The organism is Bifidobacterium sp. M0404 (genome assembly GCF_016101415.1).
Classification (GTDB): domain Bacteria; phylum Actinomycetota; class Actinomycetes; order Actinomycetales; family Bifidobacteriaceae; genus Bombiscardovia; species Bombiscardovia polysaccharolytica.
Genome location: NZ_JACFQP010000002.1, coordinates 115,747 through 140,060, shown reverse-complemented (window position 1 = coordinate 140,060; position 24,314 = coordinate 115,747). Strand labels below are relative to the sequence as shown.

Genomic DNA, 24,314 nt, shown 5'->3' with positions numbered 1-24,314 from the left:
CAGAGGGTCGGTCCCCGCCCGGCTGTGTAGTGGACAGTTACTTTCCGGCCTCGTAGATCTTGGCCGACTTCCAGTAGTTCTGAATGTCCTTGGCCAGGGAAGCCCTGTCCTCCTGACCAGCCAGGTATTTCTGGAAGTTGGCTCCCAGGACGGAGAAGTGGTCATCGGGCAGATGGTTATAGTTGGGGATCAGCTTGTCGGCATCGGCGTACTTCTTCACCGACTTGCCCAAGGGATCCTTGACCTCCAGCTTATTGTTGGCGAAGGGAGAGATCAGGGAGCAGTCATTGACGATGAAGGACTGACCGTCCTTGTCGTAGACCAGCCAGTTGAGGAAGTCCTCGGCCGCCTTGCGCTGCTTGTCGGAGGTTTTATCAGAGGAGTCGATGAAGAGGAACTTGGAGCCGCCGCCGACCAGCTTCTCGTTACTGCCGTCCTTGGTGTCCTGGGGGACGGGCATCTCCCCCATGTTCTCGGTGTAGTCATAGTCCTTGATGACGGACCAGTCCCAGTTGCCGCCGAACATGAAGGCGATCTTCCCTTCGGCCAGGTTCTGCTCGGTCACCTCGCGCTCGGCCGAGATGGCGTTGTCCTTGGCGTAGTTATTATCTTTGAGCACGTCGAAGGTGTCCATGAGGGAGGTGAATTTGGCGTCCTTGTCGAGGTCGACCCCGCCCTCGTGCAGGCTCTTGATGAAAGCATCAGGATCCTCATGCTCCTCATAGACCTGGGTCAGATAATGGGCCACCAGGGACCAGTCCTCTTTGATGACACCGGTGGGGTGCTCCATCCCTCCGGCCTGAAGTTCCTTGATCAAGCCCTTGAAGGCCGAGAGGGTCTTGTAGTCCTCAGGCTTGAACTCCTTGCCCGTGGCCTTCTTGATGGCATCGGCGTTGTAGAGCAGGCCCCTGGCCTCGATGCTGACCGGGAAACCGTAAACCTTGTTGTCAATCTTCAGTGCGTACTTGGTGTCCTTGACCCACTTCTGGTCGCTCAGGTCGATCGCGTGTTCCTTGGCCAGCGAGTATACATCCTTGGGATCCACCATGGAGATGGTGTAAGGATCGTTGGAGGCGTACTTGGTGGACAGATGGGCCACCACGGCATCGGTGGAGGAGTAGACCTCGACATCTACGCCCTTCTTCTGTGAGTACTCCTTGGCCATCTTCTCCATCTGGGACTGAATCTCCGACTTGGAGTTGAATATGGTGATTTTGGTGCCCGATGACCCCGAACTGGAGTTGGAACCCGATCCGCAGGCCCCCAGCATGCCGACTGACAGGAGTGTTGCCAATACAATCGCACCCGCCCGCTTCACTGCGGGGCTCTTCTTGAAGATTCTCATCGTTGCCGCCTTTCTGCCTTCTACGGCTGAGCCGCATTGCCCGGGACCGGTGCTGGCTTTGGGCTGACACCGGCATGGATTCAGGTACATCTAACCGGTTCGATACGAACCTGTTTTATGTATCTAACCGGTTCGATACTACATGCAGCCCACATTGGTTGTCAAAGCGACCGATTCACGAGTCCACCAACACGGGAGCAGCACAACCTCCTGGGAATACTCGCAAACACCAGCGGCAAACCTTGCGACACGCCTGCCGCTAACGGGCCTGCCCCGCGCCTGACTCAGGTCCACCCTTCCTGCCCTCTTCCATTCTTTTAAAAATCGGGTTGTAAAGCCAGGCGCAACAGTATTGGGGGAGAGTGAACCCCAGCAGGAGCACGAGAGGGAGCAGGTAGACCAGGTATGCAGCGTAGAGAACAGCGGCCCCTATGGTGATAACGGTCATGGCCAAGGTCCGTGGGAGGAATCCCAGGGCCAGCCTGCCAGCATTGGTCAGGGCTTGGATGGCGGTGTTCTCGTACCGGGAGAGCAGAAAGAAAGCATATTCGGCCACGGATACGGTGAGCAGGGCAACTACGATCAAGATGACCTCCAGAAGGCTCCGCCCCGACCGTGACAGTTCTCCCATGGCATGCACATCAACCCACATAATCAGGCCGACGATCATGACCAGGAACCAGATGACTGTGGCATTCTTCCAATTATCTTTGAAGGAGTGCCAGAACTGCATGGCGATGTAGGAATCCTCTCCACGGACCATGTGCCAGAGAACGTAGTGCATAGCGACGAAGGCGGCTCCAGCCGTGAAAACGGGTATGCAGAAGATCAGAGTAATCAGATTGAGCTCGATCAGGTCGAAAAGAATGCCCATGAACCTGAAGAAGACGTTGTTCTGGTTGAAGAACCGCTTCACATCAGCCTCCGTCCCCCGCACAGCCCCGGGCAGTTCGCAGGATCGCCTGCACGGGGCCATGGGTGCGATCACATGCCTGGCACCGAGTCTAGTTCAGACCTGTGGAACCAGCCCTTCCAGTTCAAGAAGGTTCCTGCAACGATGACTCCCCTGACCATCCTCCCACTCGAGGCCGGCGACAGGCACCATGGCATCCCCGCCCAGACCCCGGGCAGGGGTGAAGGCCAGCCGGGCCCGGCTGGCCTGCCCGACCCAGTCCAGGAGGAGACCCGTATCCGTCATCCGGCTGGAGAAGGACCCGTCGAAGGCATCCAGTCCATTGCGGAGGCGGCAGAGTGCATTGAGCGCCCTGACCACCGGCCGGCGAAGATTCTCATCCACCTCCATGGTGGAATAACGATGGCGGTTGATGTCACGCCCATTGCCCGTCTGGTGCAGGAGGTCCATATCATTGGGCCCAGCCATAGCCCCCACATAATAAACCTGGGGCACTCCGGGCAGGAAGAACTGGACTGACCTGGCGGCCAGGTAGGCCTGATCGTTGCAGCCCAGGGCCGAGTAGTATGTGCTGTTCACTTGATAGAGGTCAAGATTACTGGCGGCCCCACCGGTGGCCTCGGCCGACTGGCCCCTGGTGCGCTCGTGGATGGTCCTGACCAGGTTGTCCACCGCCTGGTCGCTGACCAGCCCCTTCAGGTTCCTGTCGAGCTGATCGGAGCCGATGTCGATCACCCCGATTCCATCGTGGGTGTCAAGCACGGTCACCGCGTTCTGGGGACGCACCTGAATCCAGTGTTCGAGCGCTGCCACGTCTCCTGTGTAAAGGGCGTGAAGGAGAAGAGGAGGCAGGGCGAAATCATAGACCCTGTCAACCTTGGAAGCGATTTCAATCTGTTTTCTGTAGTAGGAGTGGACCTCAATCAGGGTCTCCAGGCCACGTCTGGCCCCCTCCTCCTTAATCCGCCCGATCAGCTCGAAGGTCTTGGGAATCATGAAACAGCTGGTGCCCGCCTCTTTGGCTCCGTAGCCCACGGCATCCAACCGTATGTAGCGCACATGGCTGGCGGCCAGCCGGTCCAGGATGGAGAGGATGTACTCCCATCCACCCTGGGAGTCGGTGTCGATGTCGACCTGTTGGGGAGTGAAGGTGGTCCAGACCAGGCGCGTCTCGCCCGCCCAGGTGTATTGGGTAAAGGGCAGGCCCGGACGCGGGCGGTAAATGCCGGCCAGGTCGGACTCGGTGGCCCCGTCAGGGAAGACCGTCGACATGGTCAGGAACATGCCGTAGTAAGGGCTGCCTTGCCCGCGGGCCATCACATCCTGGAACTGGCTGGATTTCCATGACATGTGGTTGACGATGGTGTCCACCATCACGTCGTGGGTACGGCTGAGTTCGGTCACATCATCCCACGTCCCCAAACGGGGGTCCACCTGGGTGTGGTCTATGGGGTCGAAACCGGCATCAGCCCCGTCATAGGGGGCGAAAAAGGGGAGGATATGCACACCTTCGTAGACCCCCTGAAAGCGGGTGCGCAGGAGATGGGTGAGAGAGGCCAGCGTACCGTCCCCGAACCGGTCCGCGTATGCAATCAGTTGGACCTTGTTATCCATGAAGCCTCCTTAGGTCATCTGCCCTGCTAGCCCTGCACGTCACAGCTCTCCCCAAAGAGACGCCAAACGCAATATCGAACCCGTCGTCGCCACGTCTGACGAACGGGTTCGATAGTATCATAAAACCGGTTCGATACATTTGAAAAGCACACACGGTGCAACGGATTCCTGACCTCACGCTGGAACATAACCGCCAGCCTTTGGATCCGGTCAGGCTCATCTCTGGGAGGGGCCCAGCCAAATGCCGATTCAGTTGGTTTTGGTGGTCTCGCCGATCCTTACGTGCAGAGGAATCACATCCGCCACAGTATGCACGAATCTGTTCCCATCCATGGCAGATTCCGCTACCGAATCCGGACCTGCATGTGGATCCTCCCCTTCGGACACGCCGATCTGGCCACCACGACGGGCCGCGGAATACGCGCCCCTGTCCCGGCACTCGCGACCGCCGCCACCGGTTTGGGTCCTGCCTCCTTCGGAGGACCTGCCCGACCTTCGAGTATTGTCCCTCTTCTCGTCGACCTCGATGGACTCAATGATCCGCCGGCCCAGAAGTTCGGCTATCCTGTCGAAGTTCTGTTGGAGGGCGGTCAGCCTCATGCCGGCCGCATCAGCCAGGTAGGTGCCGTCGTAGGCGATCACCTGAAGGTCGTCCGGAATCCTGATACCCCGCCGTATGGCCTCCTGGACGCAATACGCCGCCCCAATATCCGAACTAACCACGGCATCGACGTCGTCATAGGAGTCGAGCACATGGTTGACCGCCCTGGCATAGCCCTCCAGACTCTCGACAGCCCCCGCCTCTACGTACTCGTATCGGACGTCGGCCTGGTCCAGCGCGTGTTCCAAAGTCAGGTAGTAACGAACCGTGGGGAAGGTAGTGTCCAGGCCTCCGCCCCCCCGTTGAACAGGGTCTGCAAGTCTTTTCGCCGACCTTCCCCGGTTGGAACCAGCCCGAGGCATGTCATGGAACTGCTCGCGCGGGCCGCCGATCATAACCACGTGACGGGCTTTGGAACTGAGTAGGATATCAGCCACGGAGCGCCCCCCACCCTCGTGGTCGGAGGCGACGACAGGGATGCCGGGTCCCAGGTAGCGGTCAAAGGCCACCAATGGGCGCCCGATGGAGGTCCAGTAGGAGGCAGGATAAGTGGTGTGGGCCCCCATGATGATTCCGTCCATCATATGTCTGCGGAGCATGTCGACGTACTGATCCACATCCTGGTTCACATCGACTGTGGAACAGAGGATGGTGCGAAAACCGTGCTGGTAAAGGACCCGTTGCAGGCTGGCCGTGAGTGTAGCGAAGAAGGGGTGACGGATCGTGGGCACGATGACCCCGATGATGTCAGTCCGGTTGCGGTAGAGGTTCCTGGCCAGCTCGTTGGGTATGTAGTCGAGGTCCTCCATGGCCGAATGGACCCTGGCTTTCATTTCGTCCGAAACGTAGCCGGTACCGTTGACCACCAGGGAGACTGTGCTGATCGAAACCCCCGCAGCCCGGGCGACATCGCGCATACCAACCATAGTGGCCTACCATCCTTCCAGGTCTCTCCCCCGGGCTTCCTCACCCCGAGGCTAGCGGATACTCCATTATTACCAGTATGGTCATGACGAAGAGGCGACGTAGGGGGTAAGTCCCGTGATCCACGTCGAACATGGTAGGCCTAACCTCATTCAAGGCCTTAGTGGTTGAGGATGGTTTACGCAGTGGCAAGAAGGCCCGAGTTCATCAAGTTATTCATGCCCTTGATCGCAAGGACACTGTGGTCGGCATATGCTCCATTTAACACATGCAGCCAAGGAAATCAACTCTTTTCTTCCCGTCGGGCCGATGCTACATCTGGTACCTGGCTCTGGTGCACCATGCCAATTCGACAGCACGATCAAAGGAACCACATGCACATTCGACCGCTCCTTTCCCTCACTCGATTCAAGCGCACTATCGCAACCATCCTGGTGCTGGCAAGCGCCCTGTTCTTCCTGGGCGCCTGCGGATCGGGCTCGCAGGCAGGCCCGTCCAGCGGGTCAAAGGCCTCGGAAGGGCAAAGCTCCTTCCCCGTCAAGATCGATCACGTCTACGGCACCACCTCCATACCCTCCAAGCCCAAGCGCATCGCCACCGTCGGATGGGCCACCCCCGATAACCTCATTGCCTTGGGGGTAGTGCCGGTCAGCATCCAGAAGAATGCCTTCGGCAAGACCGTCGATGGCGGATACCTGACCTGGACCAAGGATGCCCTGGATGACATGCATGTGGACAAGGCGGACATGCCCAAGCTGCATGACGAATCAGACGGCATCGATGTCGAGTCCATCGCCGCATCCAAACCCGATCTGATCATCGGTCTGCTCTCCGGCATGACCAAGAAGCAGTACGACACCTTGAGCAAGATCGCGCCCACCATCGCCTATCAGAAGGTTGCCTGGGGCGACCCCTGGCGCAAGGTCATCACCGCCACGGCCCAGGCCATCGGAGAACCCGAAAAGGGCAAGAAGCTGATAACCGATCTGGAGGAGCGCATCGCAAAGGCCGGAGAAACCCACTCAGCAATCAAGGGGAAGACCGGGGCGGTCATGTACTTCGATGCCTCCAAACTCTCCAAGTTCAGCGTCTACACCACCTCAGACGCCCGGCCGCAATTCCTGAACGACCTGGGACTGGAGACTCCGGAGTCCATCAAGGAGGACTCCAAGAGCACCAAGGACTTCTACAAGGAGATCTCCTCCGAGCATGCCGACAGTTACAAGGATGTCGACATCATCGTCACCTACGGCACCCCGGACCTGCTTGAAGCGATGCGCAAGGACCCCCTCCTCTCCAAGATTCCCGCAGTCGAGCGCGGATCCGTCGTGGTCATCGACAACGACAGCGAGATGGCCAACGCCCTTGACCCCTCAGCCCTGTCCATCCGGAAGACGACCGACACCTACGCAGGGCTTCTGGGCGAGGCTGCCGCCAAGATCTGATTCGGCCCCGCAGGGAAGGGATGGAAAAGGAAGAGGGAGCGCCGATATGCGGTCAGAAATGACACCGCGCCCTGATACTCGACAGGCCGTCATGCATCGCAAGAGAACCGGACCCATGGTTTTGTCCGGGCTGATTCTGGCGGCTTGTCTGGTCATGGTCTGCGGCCTGTCCCTGGTTTTCGGATCCCGTTCCGTCAGCCTTTCCGACATCCTCAATGCCCTGTCCGCCTCCTCGGATGACATCGCGGTCTCGGCCATCCGCCTGAGAATTCCCCGCACCGTCCTCGGCCTCCTGGTCGGTGCCGGGCTCGGGGTGGCCGGGACCCTGATGCAGGGCATATCCCGCAACCCGCTGGCGGACCCGTCGATTCTGGGCTTCAACACGGGGGCAGCTCTTGCAATCGTCTGCTCCATGGCCTTCTTCTCCCTTTCAACGCCAGCCCAGTATGTCTGGGTGGGATTGCTGGGCAGCGCGATGACCGCACTGGTCGTCTGGGCTATAGGATCCCTGGGTCCATCCGGCCCATCGCCCCTGCGGCTGACCCTGGCCGGTGTCGTGATCAGTTCTGTACTGGGGTCCCTTACCTCCGCCATCCTTCTGCCGCGCGTCAACGTCATCAGCTCATATCGCTTCTGGCAAGTGGGCGGAATCTCGGGCGCCCGGTTCGACCTCATGATGCCGGTCCTACCTCTTCTCGCTCTTGGACTGATACTCGCCTTCTGCCTGACGCCCGGAATCAACGCTTTGACCCTGGGTGATCAGATGGCCGAGGGGCTGGGCATGCACGTCGGGCGTGTCCGCAGCATGGCCTGGCTTGCGGCGATACTCCTCTGCGCCTCATGCACGGCACTAGCAGGTCCAATCGGCTTCGTCGGGCTGGTAGTTCCCCATGTGGCACGACTGCTCATAGGACCCGACTACAGGCGAATCATGACCCTGAGCATCCTTATCGGTCCCATCTTGGTAGTTGGAGCTGACGTGGTAGGCAGGATAATCACCCGTCCATCCGATGTGGAAGTCGGCATCGTCACAGCGCTGATCGGAGCTCCCGTATTCGTGGTTCTGGCCGGGCGCAGAAAAACCACGGAGGTATAGGCATGGATGCTTGTCTCCTTCATGATTCGGGTAAACCCGATGCGATGACCGACCTGCAGCGGATACGACGGGCCCATGCCATTCGTTCGCTGACAGTTACCGTCCTACTTGTGATACTCCTGGTCGCTCTCGCACTGGCCGATCTGGCCCTAGGACATCGCGTCTACTCCATGAGCGACCTGCTTGGAGTGGTTTGGGGGCAGTCAGACGAAGGCACCAGGTTCGTGATTCTCCAACTGCGCATGCCCCGGACACTAATTGGCTGTGTCGCCGGCATCGCATTCGGCATGGCCGGAATTGGTTTCCAGCACCTCCTACGCAACATGATGGCCAGCCCGGACATCATCGGCATTACTGCCGGAGCCAACACTGCTGCCATCTTCGGCATTGTCGTATTGGGTCTGTCGGGCATGCCTCTGGCCTGCCTGGCGGTCATGGGTGGTCTCCTGACAGCCCTCCTGGTCATGGCCCTGGCCTGGCGCGGTTCGTTTGACCCGACCCGGCTGATACTGATCGGAATAGGAGTAGCCGCAGGGTTCAACGCACTGGGCTCCTGGCTGATGATTCGTAGCGACCAATGGAACATCCAGGCTGCGACCAGATGGCTGACGGGCAGCCTGGCCGATGCCCAGTGGACCGATCTGCCGATACTGGCAACAACAACACTGCTCGGCGCCACGCTCTTGTTGGCACTCGACAGGAATATCAGCACCCTACAGCTGGGACCGGAGATGGCCGCAGGACTGGGCGTCAGGGTAAGCCGTGTTCAGTTTCAGGTGATTATCGTAGGCGTGCTCCTCCTGTCTGTCGCGACAGCGACCACCGGTCCCATCTCCTTCGTTTCGTTCCTCTCCGGCCCCATCGCCACGGTCCTGGTCGGCCGGGGAGCATCAGCCCTTATCCAGTCAGGCCTGGTAGGAGGTTGCCTGGTTCTGGGTTCGGACATCGTCGCCCAACATCTGCCCTCGGCCCAGGTGCCGGTCGGCATCATCACCAGCATTGTGGGCGGACCCGTCCTCATCGCGATCATGGTCCTCATGACCCGCAGACAGGAGCTCTGAACATCATGACGTCACCCCCGGCAGGCGACTCCTGCAGTAGCGAGCATCGGCTGGCCGCCTCGCACCTTCGCCTCACCTATGGCGGACGTACGGTCATCGAGGATCTGAGTCTTGATATACCTCCACACACGATGGGATCCATCATCGGACCCAACGGGTGCGGGAAGTCGACCTTTCTCAAGGCCATGGCCAGGATTCTGAAACCGGCGTCGGGGGCCGTCATGCTGGACGGAGAACCCATCACCAGCATGCCCACCCGCAAGGTAGCGACGATTCTGGGGCTGCTGCCGCAGAACCCGTCAGCCCCCGCCGGCATCACCATCGCCGACCTGGTCGCTCGCGGTCGATATCCCCACCACCACTTCGTCGAACGGTGGACCACCAAGGATGAAAAGGCAGTGGAACGAGCCCTCGCCCTGACCGGACTGACTGACATGGCGGGATGCCCGATCGACCGTCTGTCCGGAGGCCAGCGCCAGCGGGCCTGGATTGCTCTGACCCTGGCCCAGCAGACCGACATACTCCTTCTTGACGAGCCGACCACCTACCTGGACATCGCCTACCAGCTTGAGGTGCTTGACCTGCTGAGCACCCTGAACAGGCAGGAGGGCGTCACGGTGGTCATGGTTCTCCATGACCTGAACATGGCCGCCAGATACTCGGATTGGATCCTGGCCATCAAAGATGGCCGGATGGCCGCCCTGGGCGCTCCCGATGAGGTCATGACCAAGAACCTGGTCAGAGAGGTATTCGACATCGCATCCACCGTGGTGACCGATGATTCCACCGGCGCCCCCTTGATGACCCCAGCGCCCCTCCATAGTCTCGAAGCCCACTCTGGCGGGGCTTGCAATGTACACGTACACTGAGATGACTCGGCAGAACGACACCAAACAGCCCAATGATGTAAAAGTCTTGATGCCAACCCCTTCGTCCGCTCTCTACATGTCTCCAACGTCCCAAACCGCAAAGCCTCAAAACCACCGATTCACGAACCGTGACAACCTGAACGAAACCTCATCCTCAGACAACTTAACGTCCAAGTCAACCCATAAACCCCCAACCGAAAAAGAGCTAGCCATGGAACACCAAGCCAACAATCATCCCGTGCCCTTGATCCCCTTCCGTGTCTCCGTAGCCAGAGCAGAAACGCTCTCGCCCCACTTCAAGCGAATCGTCTTCCAGGGACCGGATCTGAAGATATTTGCAGACGCCGGGTACGATGAGCGAATCAAAATCCTTTTGCCCCTTCCCGACGGATCCGTGCCGCCCCCTTCCTTCTTTGAGGCGACCCCTGAGGATCCGCTCGCCTGGTACCAAAAGTGGAGGACCCTGCCCGCAGAGAGTCGCAATCCCCTGCGCACCTATACGGTTCGCAAGGTCAGGCCTGAAAGCGAGCAAATCGATGTGGACTTCGTCATCCACGATCATGCCGGACCGGCTGGAGCCTTTGCAGAGGCTGCAAAACCTGGCGACCCGGCCATCATCATCGGCCCCAATGCACTGGCCGGAGGACCGGTCGCGGGGATGGACTTTCACCCAGGCCAATCCAGACATCTTCTCCTGGTAGGCGATGAGACTGCGGTACCAGCCATCGCCGCCATAATGGACAGCCTGATCCGCGACCACTGGCAGGGCGACGGGGTGGCATTGATTGAAGTCCCGACCGAAGAGGATCGTCTTCCACTGCCCGAGCTCGAAGGAATCCGCGTCATCTGGACGACCTGCGACGAATCCGGGCATGGGCACGCCCTCACCGAAGCCATGCGCAACCTGTTGGAGGACCTGCCGATCCATTCGCCTACGGCCACAGCCGCTGAATCTTCCAAGGAATTCACAGAGATCGATATCGACAAAGAACTGCTCTGGGAGACCGCCGATGCCGCCCAAGCCGATGCTTCCATTCATGCCGACGACCTGTACGCCTGGATCGCCGGAGAGGCGGCCACCGTCCGCGAACTGAGGCGCATGCTGGTCAGAGACCGAGGAATGGACCGGAGCAACGTCTCTTTCATGGGATATTGGCGCCAGGGCCGCAGCGAGATGTCCTGACCGTCCGACCCAGTGAGCGGGCGACCTGCCATGTGCGAACAACCCACTCCAGGCTTTCTTGACTCACGAATCAGAGAGTGATCACACGGACCCTTCTGACTATGTGAGTATCAGGCCATGGGTTTCCGAGCTGAACCTCGCCACAGCATCTTGCAAGACCGATAGAGATGAAACACAGCCTTGCTCACTACATGGCGGATTATACGGAAAGGAACCCGGCCTGGCCTGATGAGTCAGTCCCCGTCTGATGAACCGCAGTACTCCCGGAAGAAATTGGCAATCACCTGGTGACCATACTGGCTGCCGATGCTCTCGGGGTGGAACTGGACGCCCTCCATGAGCGACTGGTTCCGCCTCAGACCCATCACATAGCCATCCAGAAGCGAGCGCGCGCTGATCTCCAGATCGGCAACATGACTGACCGAGTCCTCGTCAGCAACCAGAGAATGGTATCTGGTCACGTCGAAAGTATCGGGCAGGCCCTTGAAGCAGCCCTTCCCGTCGTTTCTTATCCCGCTCACCTTGCCATGCTGACGACTGGAGGCCCTGACCACCTGAGCTCCGGCATGTACCGCGATGGCCTGCATTCCCAGGCAGATGCCGAAGACCGGCTTCCTTCCTGCCACCTGGTCAAGAAACTCCAGGTAGCCGCAGTCCTCCGGGCGGCCCGGTCCGGGGCCCAGAATGACCGCGTCGAAGGCGAGCGGATCCACCTGCGCAAGGCGGTTCACCCGGACAATGGTCGTATCGGCGCCCAGCAGGTCCACGTAGTTCTTGACCACATAGACGAAACTGTCAAAAGCATCAACCAGCAAGACTTTCATGGGCCAGCTCCTTTCCGGTGATGGCCAGGTAGGCCGAACTCATCTTCTTCATGGTCTCCTGCCACTCGCTCTCAGGCTGGGAGTCCTCAACGATCCCGGCCGATGCACGCAGGTGATAGCTGCCGGAATGGTAGGAGGCCGTCCGTATGCACAGTGCAGTCAGGACCATACCGTCGAATCCAAGGAAACCCACTGCCCCGGCGTACACCCCGCGCGAACTGACCTCGGTCTCCTCAATGATTTCCACGGCACGTACCTTGGGGGTTCCTGTCATGGTACCGGCGGGGAAGGCGGCCGAGAAGACGTCGTACTTGTCCAGGCCAGGCCGGATCCGGCCGATCACATCCGAGACCATATGAATGACGTGGGAGTAGACCTCGGTGGTCATCAGCCGGTCCACCTCCAAGGATTCGGGTGTGCAGCACCTGGCTACATCGTTGCGGCCCAGGTCCACCAGCATCAGGTGCTCGGCCCGCTCCTTGGGGTCGCCGGTCAGCTGCCTGATGGCCGACTGGCGGGCCTCCTCATCTCCGGGATTGCCGACCGTCCCGGCGATGGGCCGCAGGGTTATATCGCCATCAGGGGTCAGCCCAATGAAAAGCTCAGGACTGGCACCGATGACATGCACCCCTTGGGGAGTCACGAAATAGTACATATAGGGGGACGGGTCCTGCAGACGCAGTCGCTGGTAGACCTGGAAGGGCGGAATGCGGGAATCCACCTCGATCTCATGCCCGAGCTGGAGCTGATAGACATCACCCTGGGCTATGTGCTCCTTGCCCTTAGCAAACCATTGATAAAAACGATCCCGATCGACTGTGTCATGGGCCTCGTATGGATAGTCCGGCCCAATGCCACCCTGAATGCCGGTACGGATAGCATCCGACTCGGAAGTTTGCCCCGGCGTTGCGTCAGATTGCAGCAACTCCAGCAAATCTTCTAACAGCGCGGATCCATGCCTGGTCTCCCCGCTTTCGGTTGCCATATTTTGAATCTGTGGACCAGACTGTGCAGAAGATCCGCGCTCTCGCAAATTTTCCCCGCCCCCTGGAATGCCACACTCAGCAGTGTCCTCTTCGACATGAATTAAAGTAGCGCAGTGGCCGCCGGCCTTCAGATCCAAGGTGATGATTCCCCGATAAAGTGTCAACGAGATGACCGGCAAGGCCGCGTCCCTTGGTATATGCTCCTCCAGATCCTCGATCATGAAGATGGTGTCATACCCGAAGTAGCCGAACCAGCCCATCCCGAAAGGGCCTTCGTGGTCACCGCTGATGACGAAGGAGGATTCCAGCCGCCTCAGCACTGCAAAGACCTCCTTGATGTCGGGGACCGGATGGTGGACCACCCCCTGCTCGATCCGACCAAATGTCTCCAGGATTCCTGTCAGCTGAGCATTGCCTAGAGAATCAATGTTCATGACATGGTCCGTCACACTCAGAGTCAGCATCGGCTCGAACCCGATGGCTGAGCGATTCCGGTCCTTATCTGGGTCACTCAGAGATTCCAGAAGAAAGAGCTGATCCTCCCGATACCTGGCGCACAGCCGCCTGTAGATGGCCAGGGCATCGAGGTCACTGGAGAACCGGCTAGATTCCATGGTTACGTTGATAGTCATTAGGGCACTTCCTAGGTCAAGTACTGCGGTTTGGAGCGGCAGCGATACCTCACCTGATGCCGTTTCAGCGCGCCATGGATATGAGTTTCCTATGGCAGCATGTCAGCAGATAATAAAAGAGCAACCTCAAACACAGAGGTAAATATAGGAATTAGAAGAAGAACCGGCTAAAACATCAACGCCATCGGGCATCGACATAGAAGAAGACACCCTTGGGCAACCAAGGCTGCAGTGATGTCGTTTTCTCCATGGCCACGATGCTAGAGCACCAGGATGCAACCGCCCAACCAGCATCCATAATTCGGACATTTCTAGACCGAAGGCTGTCCACCCGCCAACGGTGTTGCGGAAGATATGCCCATCATGCCCAAGAGAAGAACCGGGCCCAGGAATAAATCCCAGACCCGGTTCTCTCAATCAGCAACTCGGAAGATCAGTCCTCGTCCTCAGCCACGCGGGAGTGGCTGTAGATCATCTTCATGGAGCAGATGAAGAGCACCAAGCCCAGCAGGATGATCACGCCGCCGATCATGAAGACATTGGCGTAGGTCGAGGCCAGGCCCTGCGCAGTGCCGGCCAGGCTGCCCGAACCCATGGATCCGTTGGCCATGAGCTGGCCGAAGAGGGCGACGCCGACAGAGCCGGTGATGGCCTGCAGGAGGTCATTGAAACCGAGCACACGGCCGGACTCCTCAGGGGCCACGGTCAGGGTCGCGGTGTCAACGATGGGCTGGTAGAAGAAGGAGGTGCCGAAGTAGTAGATGCAGGGCGCCACAGCCAGGGCCCAGATCTTGCCGGCAGGAATCAGGAAAGCGATGGCGATCAGACCGCCGCCCATGCAGGCCAGAGCCAGGATGACCGAAGCCTTGCGCCCGATCTTCTGGATGATAGGCCCGGCCGCGAATCCCATGATGCCAGCCAGGATGATGGACCAGACCAGCAGGTTGGAGACCTTGGAGGAGTCGATGCCGTACACGTTCAGACCGATGGCGTTGACGCCCGCGTTCAGGGTGTAGCTGAAGAAGTAGCCGACGAAGATGACGGTCATAGTCATGGCGAAGGCCGGGTTGGTCAGCATCTTCGGAGTGATGAAGGGGTTGCTGGCCTTGTTGATGTACACCACGAATGCAACGAGGGTCACAATGCAGGCGATGCCCCAGCCCCAGTTGATGTCGGTGAAGAACATGGTCACCGAAGCGGCGAACAGTCCGATCAGTGTGAAGCCGATTCCGTCGATCTTGACGCCAGCGGCATGCTGGTCGGGCAGGTTCTTGGCCAGGACGGGAATGAAGAAGACGGCCAGAATGCCCACGCCGAAGAGCCAGCGCCAGTCAAGCAGGGTCATGTAGCCGGCCAGGAAAACTCCCAGGGCAGCGGCGAAGCGGAAGACCGCAACGAAGACGCCGTACCAGAGCACGCGCTTCTTTTTCTCCACATACTTGGAGACCAGAACCAGGAAGATGGAGCCGGAAACCTGCCAACCGGCAGACTGCACCACACGGGCGGCGATGACGATCCAGATGCTGAAAGTGCCGAAGCAGCCCAGAATCGACCCCAGCACGAAGACGATCGTGCCCAGAATCATCATCTTCTTCAGGGAGACGAAATCGCCCAGGGATCCGTAGATGACGCAGACGATTCCCAGGATGATGCCGGGCAGGGAGGTGATCAGCGGCGCCAGATTGGCCTGGTTGAGCTGCTTGCCAATGTTCACGTAGATCATGCCGAAGGCCTGCTGCTGGAGCACGCCCAGGGTGAAGATGATCAGGACCACCGGGATGGCCACGCGGGCCATCTTGTTCATTTTCGTGAACTCGGGAGTCCCCTCCTCGGGAACGGGTATGCCGTTCTTCTGCTCCTCGGAGACAGTTGACTCACTCATTTTTTCCTTAGTTTCCTTTCGGTTCTTCTCAATGCGGAAGCTACTGGCGACGGACCCGGCCGACCCTGTCGACAAAGGCGGAGCGGAACCCGTCCACATCCACGTCCACGCAGACGCTGGCGTTGGCTTTGCCGCCCAGGATGCCGTCGTAATCGACCACCGTGGCGCCCAGGGTGAGCGGACTGGAGATCTCGACATCCACAAAGGCCTGGCACATGGTGAACAGGTCAGGCTGGAGCAGGACCATGGCGGCCGAGGGGTCATACATCTTGATCCCCTCCTCGATGTGGCCGCCGTCATAGGACCGGAAGAGGGAAGCGACCATGCCGCCCACTTCGCCGGCTGCATCCAGATCGTCCAGGTCTCCGGCAACCAGATGGGCCTTGCGACCGATGTCCAGGCCGACCATGGTCACAGGCAGCCCGCTGCGGAAGACCATCTTGGCAGCCTCAGGATCGACGGAGATGTTGAACTCGCCATAGACCCCGATGTTGCCGCGTCCGGTGGAGCCTCCCATCATGACGATCCGGTCGATGTGGTCCTTGACCTCCGGGAAGGTAGCCAGCAGCAGGGCGATGTTGGTCAGAGGGCCCAGGGTCAGGATGGTGACCGGCTCATCACTCTCCAGCAGCATCCGCCGCTCCTCCAGGACCGCATTGTTCTCGGTCAGCAGGCTGGTGTCCGGCTCGGGAAAGACGAATGACCCCATCCCCGACTTGCCGTGGGCTTCGGTGGCGAACCTGTTGTCACGCATGAGCGGGGCCGCAGCGCCACGGGCCACGGGGATGCGCCTACCCAGGAAGGTCAGCAGCTTCAGGGCATTGTTGGTGGTGTGGCCGATGCCCACATTGCCGGACACCGAAGCTATCAGCCTGATGTCGAAGCTGGGCTCGTCGACCAGCATCGTAATGGCCGCAGCATCATCGATGCCGGGGTCCGTGTCGATGATCAATGGTCTGGTCATTGCTTCACTCCTTTTGCTCTTGTCGTGTCCAAACTCAAATTCCTGCCCCCGCTTTGGCCCGCCGGGCTGCATCGACAAAGCCTGAAACGGTGAAGACCGGGCCATCCAACCCGACCTGCCTTGCCACTCGGGTGATGGGCGGAGGCGTCACATAGGCCTGCTTGAGCACATCCTCCCGGGCGAAGACCTCCTCGCGGCTGCCATCCAGCAGGACCCGGCCATGCTGCATGAGCACAACCCTGGGGAAGTTGCGGGTGACGAACTTCATGTCGTGGGAAATCGTGATGCAGAGCTTGCCTTGGTCCCGCAGACGGGCGATGATGGCAGCCAGCCGATCATTGCCAGCCTTGTCCTGCCCGCATGTGGGCTCATCAAAGACCACGGCACCCGTATCCATCATGAGGACGGATCCGATGGCGCAGAACTTCTTCTCGGTAGGGCTCAGGTCAAAAGGATGATCATCCAACCGGTCCGCCAGACCCACTAACCCAGCCACCTGCTCCATACGTCGCCCTATCAGATCCTGATCGAACCCAAGCTGCCGGGGACCAAACTCAAATTCCTTGCGCACACTGTCCAGAAAGAGCTGATCGTCGGGATTCTGAAAGACGTACCCCACCTTCCGGGCCCACTGGGCCGTGTTCGCCGTTGCCAGATCGACGCCGTCAATCAAGATCCGGCCACTGGTCGGCCTAAGGATGCCGTTCAGATGCTTGGCCAGGGTGGTCTTGCCGGCGCCGTTCTGACCGATCAGCGCCACGGGTCGGTCACCTTCGAGGGTCAGATTCACTCCGTCCAAGGCACGATGGCCATGCGGGTAGACGTACTCCAGATGCTCCAGGTCGATCTTCATCGCAGCGCCTCCCGAATCATGCGTACCGTCTGGTCCTCGCGTACGGGCAGATCCGATAGATCGAATCCTGCTCCCTGCAAACCTCTGCCGAGCTTGACGTAATCCGGTATGTCAATCCCCCACTTCACGGTCTCGGGATCGGTGAAGACCTCCTCGGGAGTGCCCATAGCACGGACCCGGCCTGCTCCCAGGACCATGACCTGGTCAGCGCATCGGGCGACCCGCTCCATATCGTGATCGACCATGACTACGGTGATCCCCTCTTGATTGAGCCGCTTGACAATGTCGAAGATCTCTTCGCTGCCAAGCGGATCCAGCTGGGCCGTGCATTCGTCCAGAACCAGGATGTCCGGTTCCATGATCAAGGTCGAGCCGAGGGCCACCCGCTGCACCTGGCCGCCGGAAAGCTCCAGAGGGTTCTTGTCGAGCAGATCCTCGATATGCATAAGAGCAGCCACCCGGGCCACCTTGGCATGCATGGTTTCACGTGAAACCCCATGATTGCCCAATCCGAAAGCCAGTTCCTCGGCCACGGTCCCGGCCGTATAAGAGAGCTGATTGAAGGGGTTTTGAAAGACCAGGCCCACGTGTCTGGACAGATCGGCAATGGTCGAGGTGGCTACATCCCTGTCCTTGATTCTGACGCTTCCCTTGGATTTGCCGACGAAATAGTGTGGAATCAGACCGACCAAGGCGTTGCACAGGGTAGATTTGCCTGATCCATTGGCTCCGACAATGCAGAAGAAGCTGCCCCGTTCGACGCTGAAGCTCACCCGCTTCAAGGTGGTCCGATCGGCATCACGGTATCTGAATGAGAAGTCATCCACTCGTATGACCTTGCTCATGCCCGACCTCCCCATTGGATAGCCAGGGTGATCATGCCTGCGTGCGAGAGGCAGGCGAGCACCAAGACCAGCACCAGAAAAACGGTGAACAGGATGGTCATGACGGTGTCACTGCGCCGCCAGACCACCTCAAGGTAGCTGGTCTGCTGCACCCCTCGAATGCCGAAGCCGCGGGTCTCCAGGGTCATCCCGCGCTCCTGCGAATCCGTCAGGGAGGAAAGAACAACCGGTCCGAGCAGGGGCAGGAAAGCCCGCGCCCGGGAAATCAAACCGCCGCCGGTCTCCAGACCACGCGCATGCTGAGACTGCTCGATGACCGCAATCCTGCGCTGCATCTGCGGGACCACATTCAGGCTGGCCAGGATCAGGTACCCAATCTTCGATGGCACGCCGATCTGTGTCAGAGCAGCAACCAGGCGACCCATGTAGGTAGTTTTATTGGTCAGGTAAAAGGACCCCAGGAAGACCAGAAGTGTCACTACGATTTTGGCCGCATAGAGGCTGCCTTCAAGACCCAGCTCGGCAAATCCCATGTCAAGAATGACCTTGGTATTCCTCGGGCTGTAGCACCCCTGGATGAACAGCAGCATGAGCGTAACGGGAATGCCGAACCCCAGCATCACACCCGAGAAGGGCCGGAGCACCCGGGCCAGAGCCGCTGCGATAAAGAGCATGACGATGATTCCCAGACCCAAGGTAAAGTCCGGCCAAACCAAGGTCGCCAAGCCCAATGAGCACACGCCGACGATCTTGGCCATGGGATGCATGCGAGCCAACGGAGAATCGGGAATCCTGTTTGATTCAGGGCCAGGCATCAGCGTTCAGACCCTTGGGTATGATCACAATCCAAGTCCGCGGGGGTACCTGGCGATGAGCCCCGATCAGCTTCTGCCTCGATGTTGACCTTCACCGGCTGCGATGAACTCTCTTGACTGGACGCCCCACCCGCTTCGTGCCCATCCTCGTCTTCGTCCTCATCCAGGTCGTCCAAATCGTCCAGATCGGCCTGGTCCTCGCTACCGTCCAGGGCGTACTGGCTCAGGAAACGCTTGGGGATTCGACGCACAATCACGTAAGCAATCAGGACGGTGATGCCCTTGTCGATCAGATTCTCCAACATGGAGGAGGAGAGCACAGAGATAACAATGTTCTTCACAGCCACCACCAGTGCAGCTGTGAGGACCGAGGTGCCATTGACCCCGGTGGCGCCTCCGTAGACGAGCACGGTGATCAAAGAGGCGGTGACCGTGTTGACCAGGGCGCAGGCCAGCCAGACAAGGACGACTCCCCATACCCGTTTGAAGAGTCCGGCCTTGACCATGTATCCAATCACCAGACCGCACAGAACGCTGGAGAGTGCGTAGGGCAGATAGACCGGATTCGCCACCAAGGCGAGGAAGACGTTGGTCAGCAGTCCACACAGGGCAGCCACCCAGGGACCGGACAGACAGGCGATGACCGTGGTGCCGATCATGTCCAGGAAAAGCGGCAGTTTGAGGGTAGAGCTCAGAGTCCCGCCGATAAGGTTGATGCCCACTGCGATGGGTATCAGCACCAAGGATTTTGTCGAGAACTGCGCAGTGATCCCTCTCCATAACGATCGCGCGCTCATAATCCGTACCGCCTTTGGTCCTTGAATGTCGATTTCTGCAGATGGCCGTCGCTCACAGCCAGATCCGCATCACCGCTTTGAGAAACCACTTTAGTAAACAACTTTCATTGACAGAGACTATCAACTGCCGCAGGGGGTGTCAAATGCGAAACCTCCGACGGCCATCTCTCAGGTAAGCTTGATTCGCTAGATCCAACAGGTCGACAGAGCCGTTCGCCGGAGCGTCAGAGATGAGGAGCACAGGAAACCACATGAACATCAAGGACATTGCTCAGCTTGCCGGCGTATCCACATCGACGGTCTCCAAGATCGTGAATCACAAGGACGCGAGCATCACAGCCGCCACGCGCGACCGGGTCCTTGAACTGGTCAGGAAGTACCACTACACGCCCTACGGATCCTCCAAACCCAACACCACCACCTGGAGAATCGGAGTCCTGCTGAGCTCATCCATCTCCATGGACTCCACCTTGGACGGGATCATCCAGCAGGCACAGAAGTCGGGGTACGGCACCTTGGTTTTCAACAGCTACGGCAATCGCGACCAGGAGGAGCGTAACATCCTGGCCGCTCTGGAGCATCGAGTGGATGGCATGGTCTGGGAGCCGATCGACCGCACAAGCCTGGCCCTGAAAAGCAAGATCGAAGCACAAGGGATTCCCGAACTGACCATTGGACCCCTGGGAGACGACCGGGCCGCGCTCATGCCCTACGAGGAGGCTGCCTACAGTCTTACTGAAGAGCTGATCAAGCGCCACCACACCAGCATCGCTTGCCTTATTTCACCAGGCAGACGGACACAGAGCTTCCTGCACGGTTATCGTCGCTGCTTGTTCGACCACAACCTCCAATACCACACCGACATGGTCCTGGAAACCATCGGCGAGGACCTGACCCAGGTGCTGGAGAACCGCCACGTCACCGGTATCGTGGCATCCCACTACCACCATGCCCTGGAATTCCTTCAGTTCGCCGAATCCATGCATTACCGCCTGCCCCAGGACCTCTCCCTGGTCTCCCTGATGAACGACACCAACGTGCACCTGCGCTACCCTGGCAGCCCGGAGATATCGTCCTACGTCATGCGCAATGCCGACTTCGGCGCCTACCTGTGCCGACGGATCATCCACACCATCGAACATGAATCCCATCCAAGCGAGGCCTTCGAGCACGTCTTCGCCTTGGACGGCGAGCAGACTGTCGGCCGGCCCCCGGACCAGCAATGCAAGAAGATCGTGGTAGTCGGCAGCATCAACGTGGACACCTACCTGACCGCCCCCAACCTGCCCAAGGCGGGCATGACCACCACGACCAGAAACTTCGCCTCCACACCGGGCGGCAAGGCCACCAACCAGGCGGTAGGCGTAGCCAGGCTGCAGCATCAGGTTTCCCTGATCGGCAATGTCGGCAGCGATCCGGCCGCAGACTATATCTACAAAACCATGAGGCAAGCCCACGTGGATGCCACCGGTGTGCACAGAGTCACCGGTGCGGACACGGGCAAAGCCTACATCTTCGTCGACAGCAAGGGCGAGTCGATGATCTCCCTGGTGGCAGGCGCCAACGAGTCCCTGACCCCGGACGACATCACCGAGCGCGACCAGATCTTCCGGAACGCCGGCTATTGCCTGATCCAGACAGAAATCCCTATGGACACTGTCGCCGAGGCATGCAGAACAGCCAAGCGCCACCAGGCCGCCACCATCGTCAAACCGTCATCCTGCGACCACCTGCCTGGAGATCTGCTGACTTCAATCGACATCCTGATCCCGAATCTGAACGAGTTGAACACCCTAGTACCCGGACCAGAATCCGTGGTGGACAAGGCGAAACTGTTCATCAACGGCGGGGTGGGCAAGGTCATCATCACCCTGGGCGAGCACGGCTGCACCCTGGTCACCGCCAGCGGACACAAGGACTTCCCGGCCCATGAGACCCGAGCAATCGACGACACCGGCGCCAGCGATGCCTTCATCAGTGCCCTGGCCTCCTATCTGTGCAGCGGATGCTCCCTGGACAAAGCCGCCCACATTGCTAATCTGGCCGCCGGCTTCAGCGTCGCCCACGAAGGCGTCATCCCCTCCCTGATCAACCGCCGCCAACTGGAGGGCCTGATCGACTGAGCGGTCCAGGCGCAAGTACGGTCGGAAGGCTGTTACCGTCCATGGCCATGCTCTGGCTCAAGCTGAACGTCCCTAGGTTCTCCGGCTGCAGTACCTATCATCAAGGTCTGCCGTCTTGGCCCATCTCAGCCTCTTGGAGCGCGTCCCTCACGATGGGCCTTTATAATTTTATAGGGTACAGAATCCGGAATGGAGACCATTGATGGCTGCAGCTGTTCTGGCTTCGGCGCCAACCGCAATACTGCTGATGGTCGCACGGGAATATGTCATTGCGGGAGTTGCAGCAGGTGCGATAAAGGACTGATCTCAAAGGTGAATCAACCAGTTGGAAGGGTACCGAATCAATGCAACATTCAACATTTACTATCGAAGGCCAAGCTCTGCAGTGGACAGGCGACGGTGAATACCTTCGCATCGAGCCCTGGGGAACAGATTCGATACGCGTCCGATCCTCGCAGATGCACGAACCTGAAGACCCGGACTGGGCGCTTTTACGCGACCACCACGAGCCTACCGATGCGGTGCACATAAGCATCGATGACCAACAGGGCCAGGCCACCATAATCAACGGATCTTTAATGGTCAAGGCGCAGGCTTCGGGCGGCATTGACACAGGCAACGGCTATACCGACAAGTGCCTGCTCAGCTTTTGGCGCACCGACGGCAAGCTGCTCTTCAGCGAGATGAGCGATGGCGGCTCCCTGAATTTAAGAGCGCGTTCTTTCACTCCCATCGTGGGAGGCGACCACCAGGTCAAGGTAACATTCGTCCCTCCGGAAAACGAACGCCTGTATGGTATGGGCGAATATCAACAGAACATCATGAATCTGAAAGGCTGCACTCTCGAACTGGCCCATAGGAACTCACAAATCTCCATACCTTTCGTCGTCTCTAGTAGTGGATACGGATTCCTATGGAACAACCCAGCCGTTGGTTCCGTCAGTTTTGGAAAAAATAAGACTCAATGGTCGGCGGAAAGCACTCGACAGATTGATTATTGGGTTACAGCCGGTGCCGATTATCGCTCAATTATGGCCCATTACGCAGACGCTACCGGCCATGCTCCTCAGATGCCTGAATGGGGTCTCGGATTTTGGCAGAGCAAGCTTCGCTATTGGAACCAGGATCAATTGCTGGAGGTTGCCAGAGAGTTCAAAAAGCGCGATATCCCTCTGGACCTCATTGTCATCGACTTCTTCCATTGGCCTCACATGGGTGATTTCAGATTCGAGGACGAATTCTGGCCAGATCCCGTCAGCATGAGCAACGAATTGCACAAGATGGGGATTCGACTCATGGTGTCAGTCTGGCCGCAAATAGCACTGACTTCTGAAAACTATCCAGAGATGAAAGCCAAGAATCTGCTGGTACGAGCAGACCACGGCGAAGACATCGGCATGATGTTCGAGGGGCCCAGCCAGTTCTTTGATGCCACCAACCCTCGAGCCCGCCAATATGTATGGGAGAAATGCCGTGAGCACTACGCTGATGTCGGTGTCGATGCCTTCTGGCTTGATGAAGCCGAACCGGAGTATGGCACTTACGATTTCAGCAATTACCGCTACTGGGCTGGGCCTGCTCAGCAAACAGCAAATTTGTATCCGCGGGAATACAACAAGGGATTCTACGAGGGGCAATTGGCCTACGGGCGCCAGGGACAGATCGTTAACCTCACCAGATGCGCATGGGCCGGATCCCAGCAATATGGGGCTCTTGTATGGTCGGGCGATGTTGCATCCACCTTCGAAGCGTTCAGAGCACAAATCACTTGTGCTATCCATATGGGCATGGCCGGCATTCCTTGGTTCACCACTGACCTTGGCGGTTTCCACGATGGCGATATCGACGATCCTACGTTCCGTGAACTGCTGTTGCGGTGGGCGCAATTCTCCTGCTTCTCGCCCGTCATGCGCAATCATGGTGACCGTAGCCAGCATCACCCCGATGGAACCACCAAGACCGCTATCACTACAGCGCGAGGCGAACGACGATTACCGTCCGGAGCGAGCAACGAACCGTGGAGCTACGGAAAGTCTGTCGAAGACATCTATGTCAAGTTCATCAAGATCCGAGAACGTCTTCGCCCTTATTTGCGTGAGCTGTTTACTCAGGCGCACGAGGATGGGCAGCCGCTTATCAGGGGATTGTTCTACGAATTCCCCCATGACGATGCCGCCTCCGATATCGCCGACGAGTATATGCTCGGACCTGATCTGCTGGTAGCCCCTGTGGTAGAGGAGGGGGCCAGATCTCGACAGATCTATCTGCCAGGGGACGCGACTACGCAGTGGCAGGATCTTCGTGATGGAGCAATGTACGACGGGGGTCAGACGATCACCGCAGAAGCCCCGCTGGATACTCTGCCGGTATTCGCAAGGGACAGCAGAAACCACGAGCTGCTGGGCATACTCTGATCTATACATCTGTACACCACGTGCAGATTACAGATTATCCGATCACTAATAATGGGTCAGGACCATCTCGTCCTGACCCACTTCATTCTTCAAAATAAGTTGATGAGACACCGTGGTTTGTTGGGACC

18 protein-coding genes and 1 pseudogene are annotated in these 24,314 nt (G+C 58.8%); 7 read left to right on the top strand and 12 right to left on the bottom strand.

What is annotated here, in order from left to right; genetic code table 11:
- Positions 1 to 37: 37 nt before the first annotated feature.
- From H3T93_RS04685 to H3T93_RS04670, 4 genes are all read right to left on the bottom strand, one after another.
- Positions 38 to 1,345 carry an ABC transporter substrate-binding protein gene (locus H3T93_RS04685; RefSeq protein WP_144177837.1) on the bottom strand — a complete coding sequence of 436 codons (1,308 nt, stop codon included), beginning with the start codon at positions 1,343 to 1,345 and terminating at the stop codon, positions 38 to 40.
- A gap of 259 nt (positions 1,346 to 1,604) precedes the next feature.
- On the bottom strand, positions 1,605 to 2,261 hold the full coding sequence (locus H3T93_RS04680; protein ID WP_233439340.1) for a YesL family protein: 657 nt from the start codon (positions 2,259 to 2,261) through the stop codon (positions 1,605 to 1,607).
- A gap of 93 nt (positions 2,262 to 2,354) precedes the next feature.
- On the bottom strand, positions 2,355 to 3,872 hold the full coding sequence (gene gtfA, locus H3T93_RS04675) for a sucrose phosphorylase (RefSeq protein ID WP_144177841.1): 1,518 nt from the start codon (positions 3,870 to 3,872) through the stop codon (positions 2,355 to 2,357).
- Between the two features lie 249 nt (positions 3,873 to 4,121).
- Positions 4,122 to 5,399, bottom strand: a complete 1,278-nt coding sequence (locus H3T93_RS04670) for a LacI family DNA-binding transcriptional regulator (protein ID WP_144177843.1) — start codon at positions 5,397 to 5,399, stop codon at positions 4,122 to 4,124.
- A 372-nt stretch (positions 5,400 to 5,771) separates the two neighbouring features.
- Here H3T93_RS04670 and H3T93_RS04665 point away from each other — a divergent pair, with 372 nt between their 5' ends.
- The 5 genes from H3T93_RS04665 to H3T93_RS04645 all read left to right on the top strand — a co-directional run bounded on the left by H3T93_RS04665 (position 5,772) and on the right by H3T93_RS04645 (position 11,051).
- Positions 5,772 to 6,842, top strand: a complete 1,071-nt coding sequence (locus H3T93_RS04665; RefSeq protein ID WP_186363944.1) for an iron-siderophore ABC transporter substrate-binding protein — start codon at positions 5,772 to 5,774, stop codon at positions 6,840 to 6,842.
- Positions 6,843 to 6,888: 46 nt separating this feature from the next.
- A complete protein-coding gene (locus H3T93_RS04660; protein WP_144177847.1) occupies positions 6,889 to 7,938 on the top strand; it encodes a FecCD family ABC transporter permease in 1,050 nt (349 codons plus the stop codon).
- Between the two features lie 2 nt (positions 7,939 to 7,940).
- Complete coding sequence (locus tag H3T93_RS04655; protein ID WP_144177849.1) at positions 7,941 to 8,999, top strand: FecCD family ABC transporter permease; 1,059 nt, start codon at positions 7,941 to 7,943, stop codon at positions 8,997 to 8,999.
- Positions 9,000 to 9,004: 5 nt separating this feature from the next.
- Positions 9,005 to 9,868 carry an ABC transporter ATP-binding protein gene (locus H3T93_RS04650; protein WP_144177851.1) on the top strand — a complete coding sequence of 288 codons (864 nt, stop codon included), beginning with the start codon at positions 9,005 to 9,007 and terminating at the stop codon, positions 9,866 to 9,868.
- A gap of 211 nt (positions 9,869 to 10,079) precedes the next feature.
- Positions 10,080 to 11,051: a siderophore-interacting protein gene (locus tag H3T93_RS04645; protein WP_144177853.1), complete on the top strand. Its 972-nt coding sequence runs from the start codon at positions 10,080 to 10,082 to the stop codon at positions 11,049 to 11,051.
- Positions 11,052 to 11,284: 233 nt separating this feature from the next.
- Here H3T93_RS04645 and H3T93_RS04640 read toward each other — a convergent pair whose 3' ends face one another.
- The 8 genes and pseudogenes from H3T93_RS04640 to H3T93_RS04605 all read right to left on the bottom strand — a co-directional run.
- Positions 11,285 to 11,875 carry an anthranilate synthase component II gene (locus tag H3T93_RS04640; protein ID WP_144177855.1) on the bottom strand — a complete coding sequence of 197 codons (591 nt, stop codon included), beginning with the start codon at positions 11,873 to 11,875 and terminating at the stop codon, positions 11,285 to 11,287.
- On the bottom strand, positions 11,856 to 13,493 hold the full coding sequence (locus H3T93_RS04635) for an anthranilate synthase component I family protein (protein WP_198214740.1): 1,638 nt from the start codon (positions 13,491 to 13,493) through the stop codon (positions 11,856 to 11,858). Before H3T93_RS04635 ends, H3T93_RS04640 begins: the two co-directional genes overlap by 20 nt.
- Before the next feature lie 433 nt (positions 13,494 to 13,926).
- Positions 13,927 to 15,375, bottom strand: a complete 1,449-nt coding sequence (locus H3T93_RS04630) for an MFS transporter (RefSeq protein ID WP_110425947.1) — start codon at positions 15,373 to 15,375, stop codon at positions 13,927 to 13,929.
- Between the two features lie 40 nt (positions 15,376 to 15,415).
- Positions 15,416 to 16,339 carry a nucleoside hydrolase gene (locus H3T93_RS04625; protein WP_144177857.1) on the bottom strand — a complete coding sequence of 308 codons (924 nt, stop codon included), beginning with the start codon at positions 16,337 to 16,339 and terminating at the stop codon, positions 15,416 to 15,418.
- A 34-nt stretch (positions 16,340 to 16,373) separates the two neighbouring features.
- On the bottom strand, positions 16,374 to 17,192 hold the full coding sequence (locus tag H3T93_RS04620) for an energy-coupling factor ABC transporter ATP-binding protein (protein WP_144177858.1): 819 nt from the start codon (positions 17,190 to 17,192) through the stop codon (positions 16,374 to 16,376).
- The gene (locus H3T93_RS04615) at positions 17,189 to 18,037 is read right to left on the bottom strand and encodes an energy-coupling factor ABC transporter ATP-binding protein (protein WP_144177860.1); all 849 of its coding nucleotides are present in this window, start codon (positions 18,035 to 18,037) and stop codon (positions 17,189 to 17,191) included. The genes H3T93_RS04620 and H3T93_RS04615 overlap by 4 nt, the downstream gene beginning before the upstream one ends.
- Positions 18,034 to 18,852, bottom strand: coding sequence for an energy-coupling factor transporter transmembrane component T (locus tag H3T93_RS04610; protein ID WP_144177862.1), 819 nt, complete (start codon positions 18,850 to 18,852; stop codon positions 18,034 to 18,036). Before H3T93_RS04610 ends, H3T93_RS04615 begins: the two co-directional genes overlap by 4 nt.
- A gap of 146 nt (positions 18,853 to 18,998) precedes the next feature.
- Positions 18,999 to 19,649, bottom strand: a pseudogene (locus H3T93_RS04605) (ECF transporter S component); the annotation flags it as partial.
- A 251-nt stretch (positions 19,650 to 19,900) separates the two neighbouring features.
- Between H3T93_RS04605 and H3T93_RS04600 the strand changes: the two are divergent.
- Both H3T93_RS04600 and H3T93_RS04595 read left to right on the top strand, forming a co-directional pair.
- The gene (locus H3T93_RS04600; RefSeq protein ID WP_144177866.1) at positions 19,901 to 21,772 is read left to right on the top strand and encodes a PfkB family carbohydrate kinase; all 1,872 of its coding nucleotides are present in this window, start codon (positions 19,901 to 19,903) and stop codon (positions 21,770 to 21,772) included.
- A 344-nt stretch (positions 21,773 to 22,116) separates the two neighbouring features.
- On the top strand, positions 22,117 to 24,186 hold the full coding sequence (locus H3T93_RS04595) for a glycoside hydrolase family 31 protein (protein ID WP_144177868.1): 2,070 nt from the start codon (positions 22,117 to 22,119) through the stop codon (positions 24,184 to 24,186).
- The last annotated feature ends 128 nt before the right edge of the window (positions 24,187 to 24,314 follow it).

Bases quoted from the DNA above. Each gene is read 5' to 3' on its own strand.
- H3T93_RS04660 (WP_144177847.1), top strand. From the start codon at position 6,889: ATGCGGTCAGAAATGACACCGCGCCCTGATACTCGACAGGCCGTCATG.
- H3T93_RS04600 (WP_144177866.1), top strand. From the start codon at position 19,901: ATGAACATCAAGGACATTGCTCAGCTTGCCGGCGTATCCACATCGACG.
- H3T93_RS04630 (WP_110425947.1), bottom strand. From the start codon at position 15,375: ATGAGTGAGTCAACTGTCTCCGAGGAGCAGAAGAACGGCATACCCGTT.
- H3T93_RS04635 (WP_198214740.1), bottom strand. From the start codon at position 13,493: ATGACTATCAACGTAACCATGGAATCTAGCCGGTTCTCCAGTGACCTC.
- H3T93_RS04655 (WP_144177849.1), top strand. From the start codon at position 7,941: ATGGATGCTTGTCTCCTTCATGATTCGGGTAAACCCGATGCGATGACC.
- H3T93_RS04685 (WP_144177837.1), bottom strand. From the start codon at position 1,345: ATGAGAATCTTCAAGAAGAGCCCCGCAGTGAAGCGGGCGGGTGCGATT.
- H3T93_RS04625 (WP_144177857.1), bottom strand. From the start codon at position 16,339: ATGACCAGACCATTGATCATCGACACGGACCCCGGCATCGATGATGCT.
- H3T93_RS04670 (WP_144177843.1), bottom strand. From the start codon at position 5,399: ATGGTTGGTATGCGCGATGTCGCCCGGGCTGCGGGGGTTTCGATCAGC.
- gtfA (WP_144177841.1), bottom strand. From the start codon at position 3,872: ATGGATAACAAGGTCCAACTGATTGCATACGCGGACCGGTTCGGGGAC.
- H3T93_RS04665 (WP_186363944.1), top strand. From the start codon at position 5,772: ATGCACATTCGACCGCTCCTTTCCCTCACTCGATTCAAGCGCACTATC.
- H3T93_RS04610 (WP_144177862.1), bottom strand. From the start codon at position 18,852: ATGCCTGGCCCTGAATCAAACAGGATTCCCGATTCTCCGTTGGCTCGC.
- H3T93_RS04615 (WP_144177860.1), bottom strand. From the start codon at position 18,037: ATGAGCAAGGTCATACGAGTGGATGACTTCTCATTCAGATACCGTGAT.
- H3T93_RS04620 (WP_144177858.1), bottom strand. From the start codon at position 17,192: ATGAAGATCGACCTGGAGCATCTGGAGTACGTCTACCCGCATGGCCAT.
- H3T93_RS04650 (WP_144177851.1), top strand. From the start codon at position 9,005: ATGACGTCACCCCCGGCAGGCGACTCCTGCAGTAGCGAGCATCGGCTG.
- H3T93_RS04595 (WP_144177868.1), top strand. From the start codon at position 22,117: ATGCAACATTCAACATTTACTATCGAAGGCCAAGCTCTGCAGTGGACA.
- H3T93_RS04640 (WP_144177855.1), bottom strand. From the start codon at position 11,875: ATGAAAGTCTTGCTGGTTGATGCTTTTGACAGTTTCGTCTATGTGGTC.
- H3T93_RS04645 (WP_144177853.1), top strand. From the start codon at position 10,080: ATGGAACACCAAGCCAACAATCATCCCGTGCCCTTGATCCCCTTCCGT.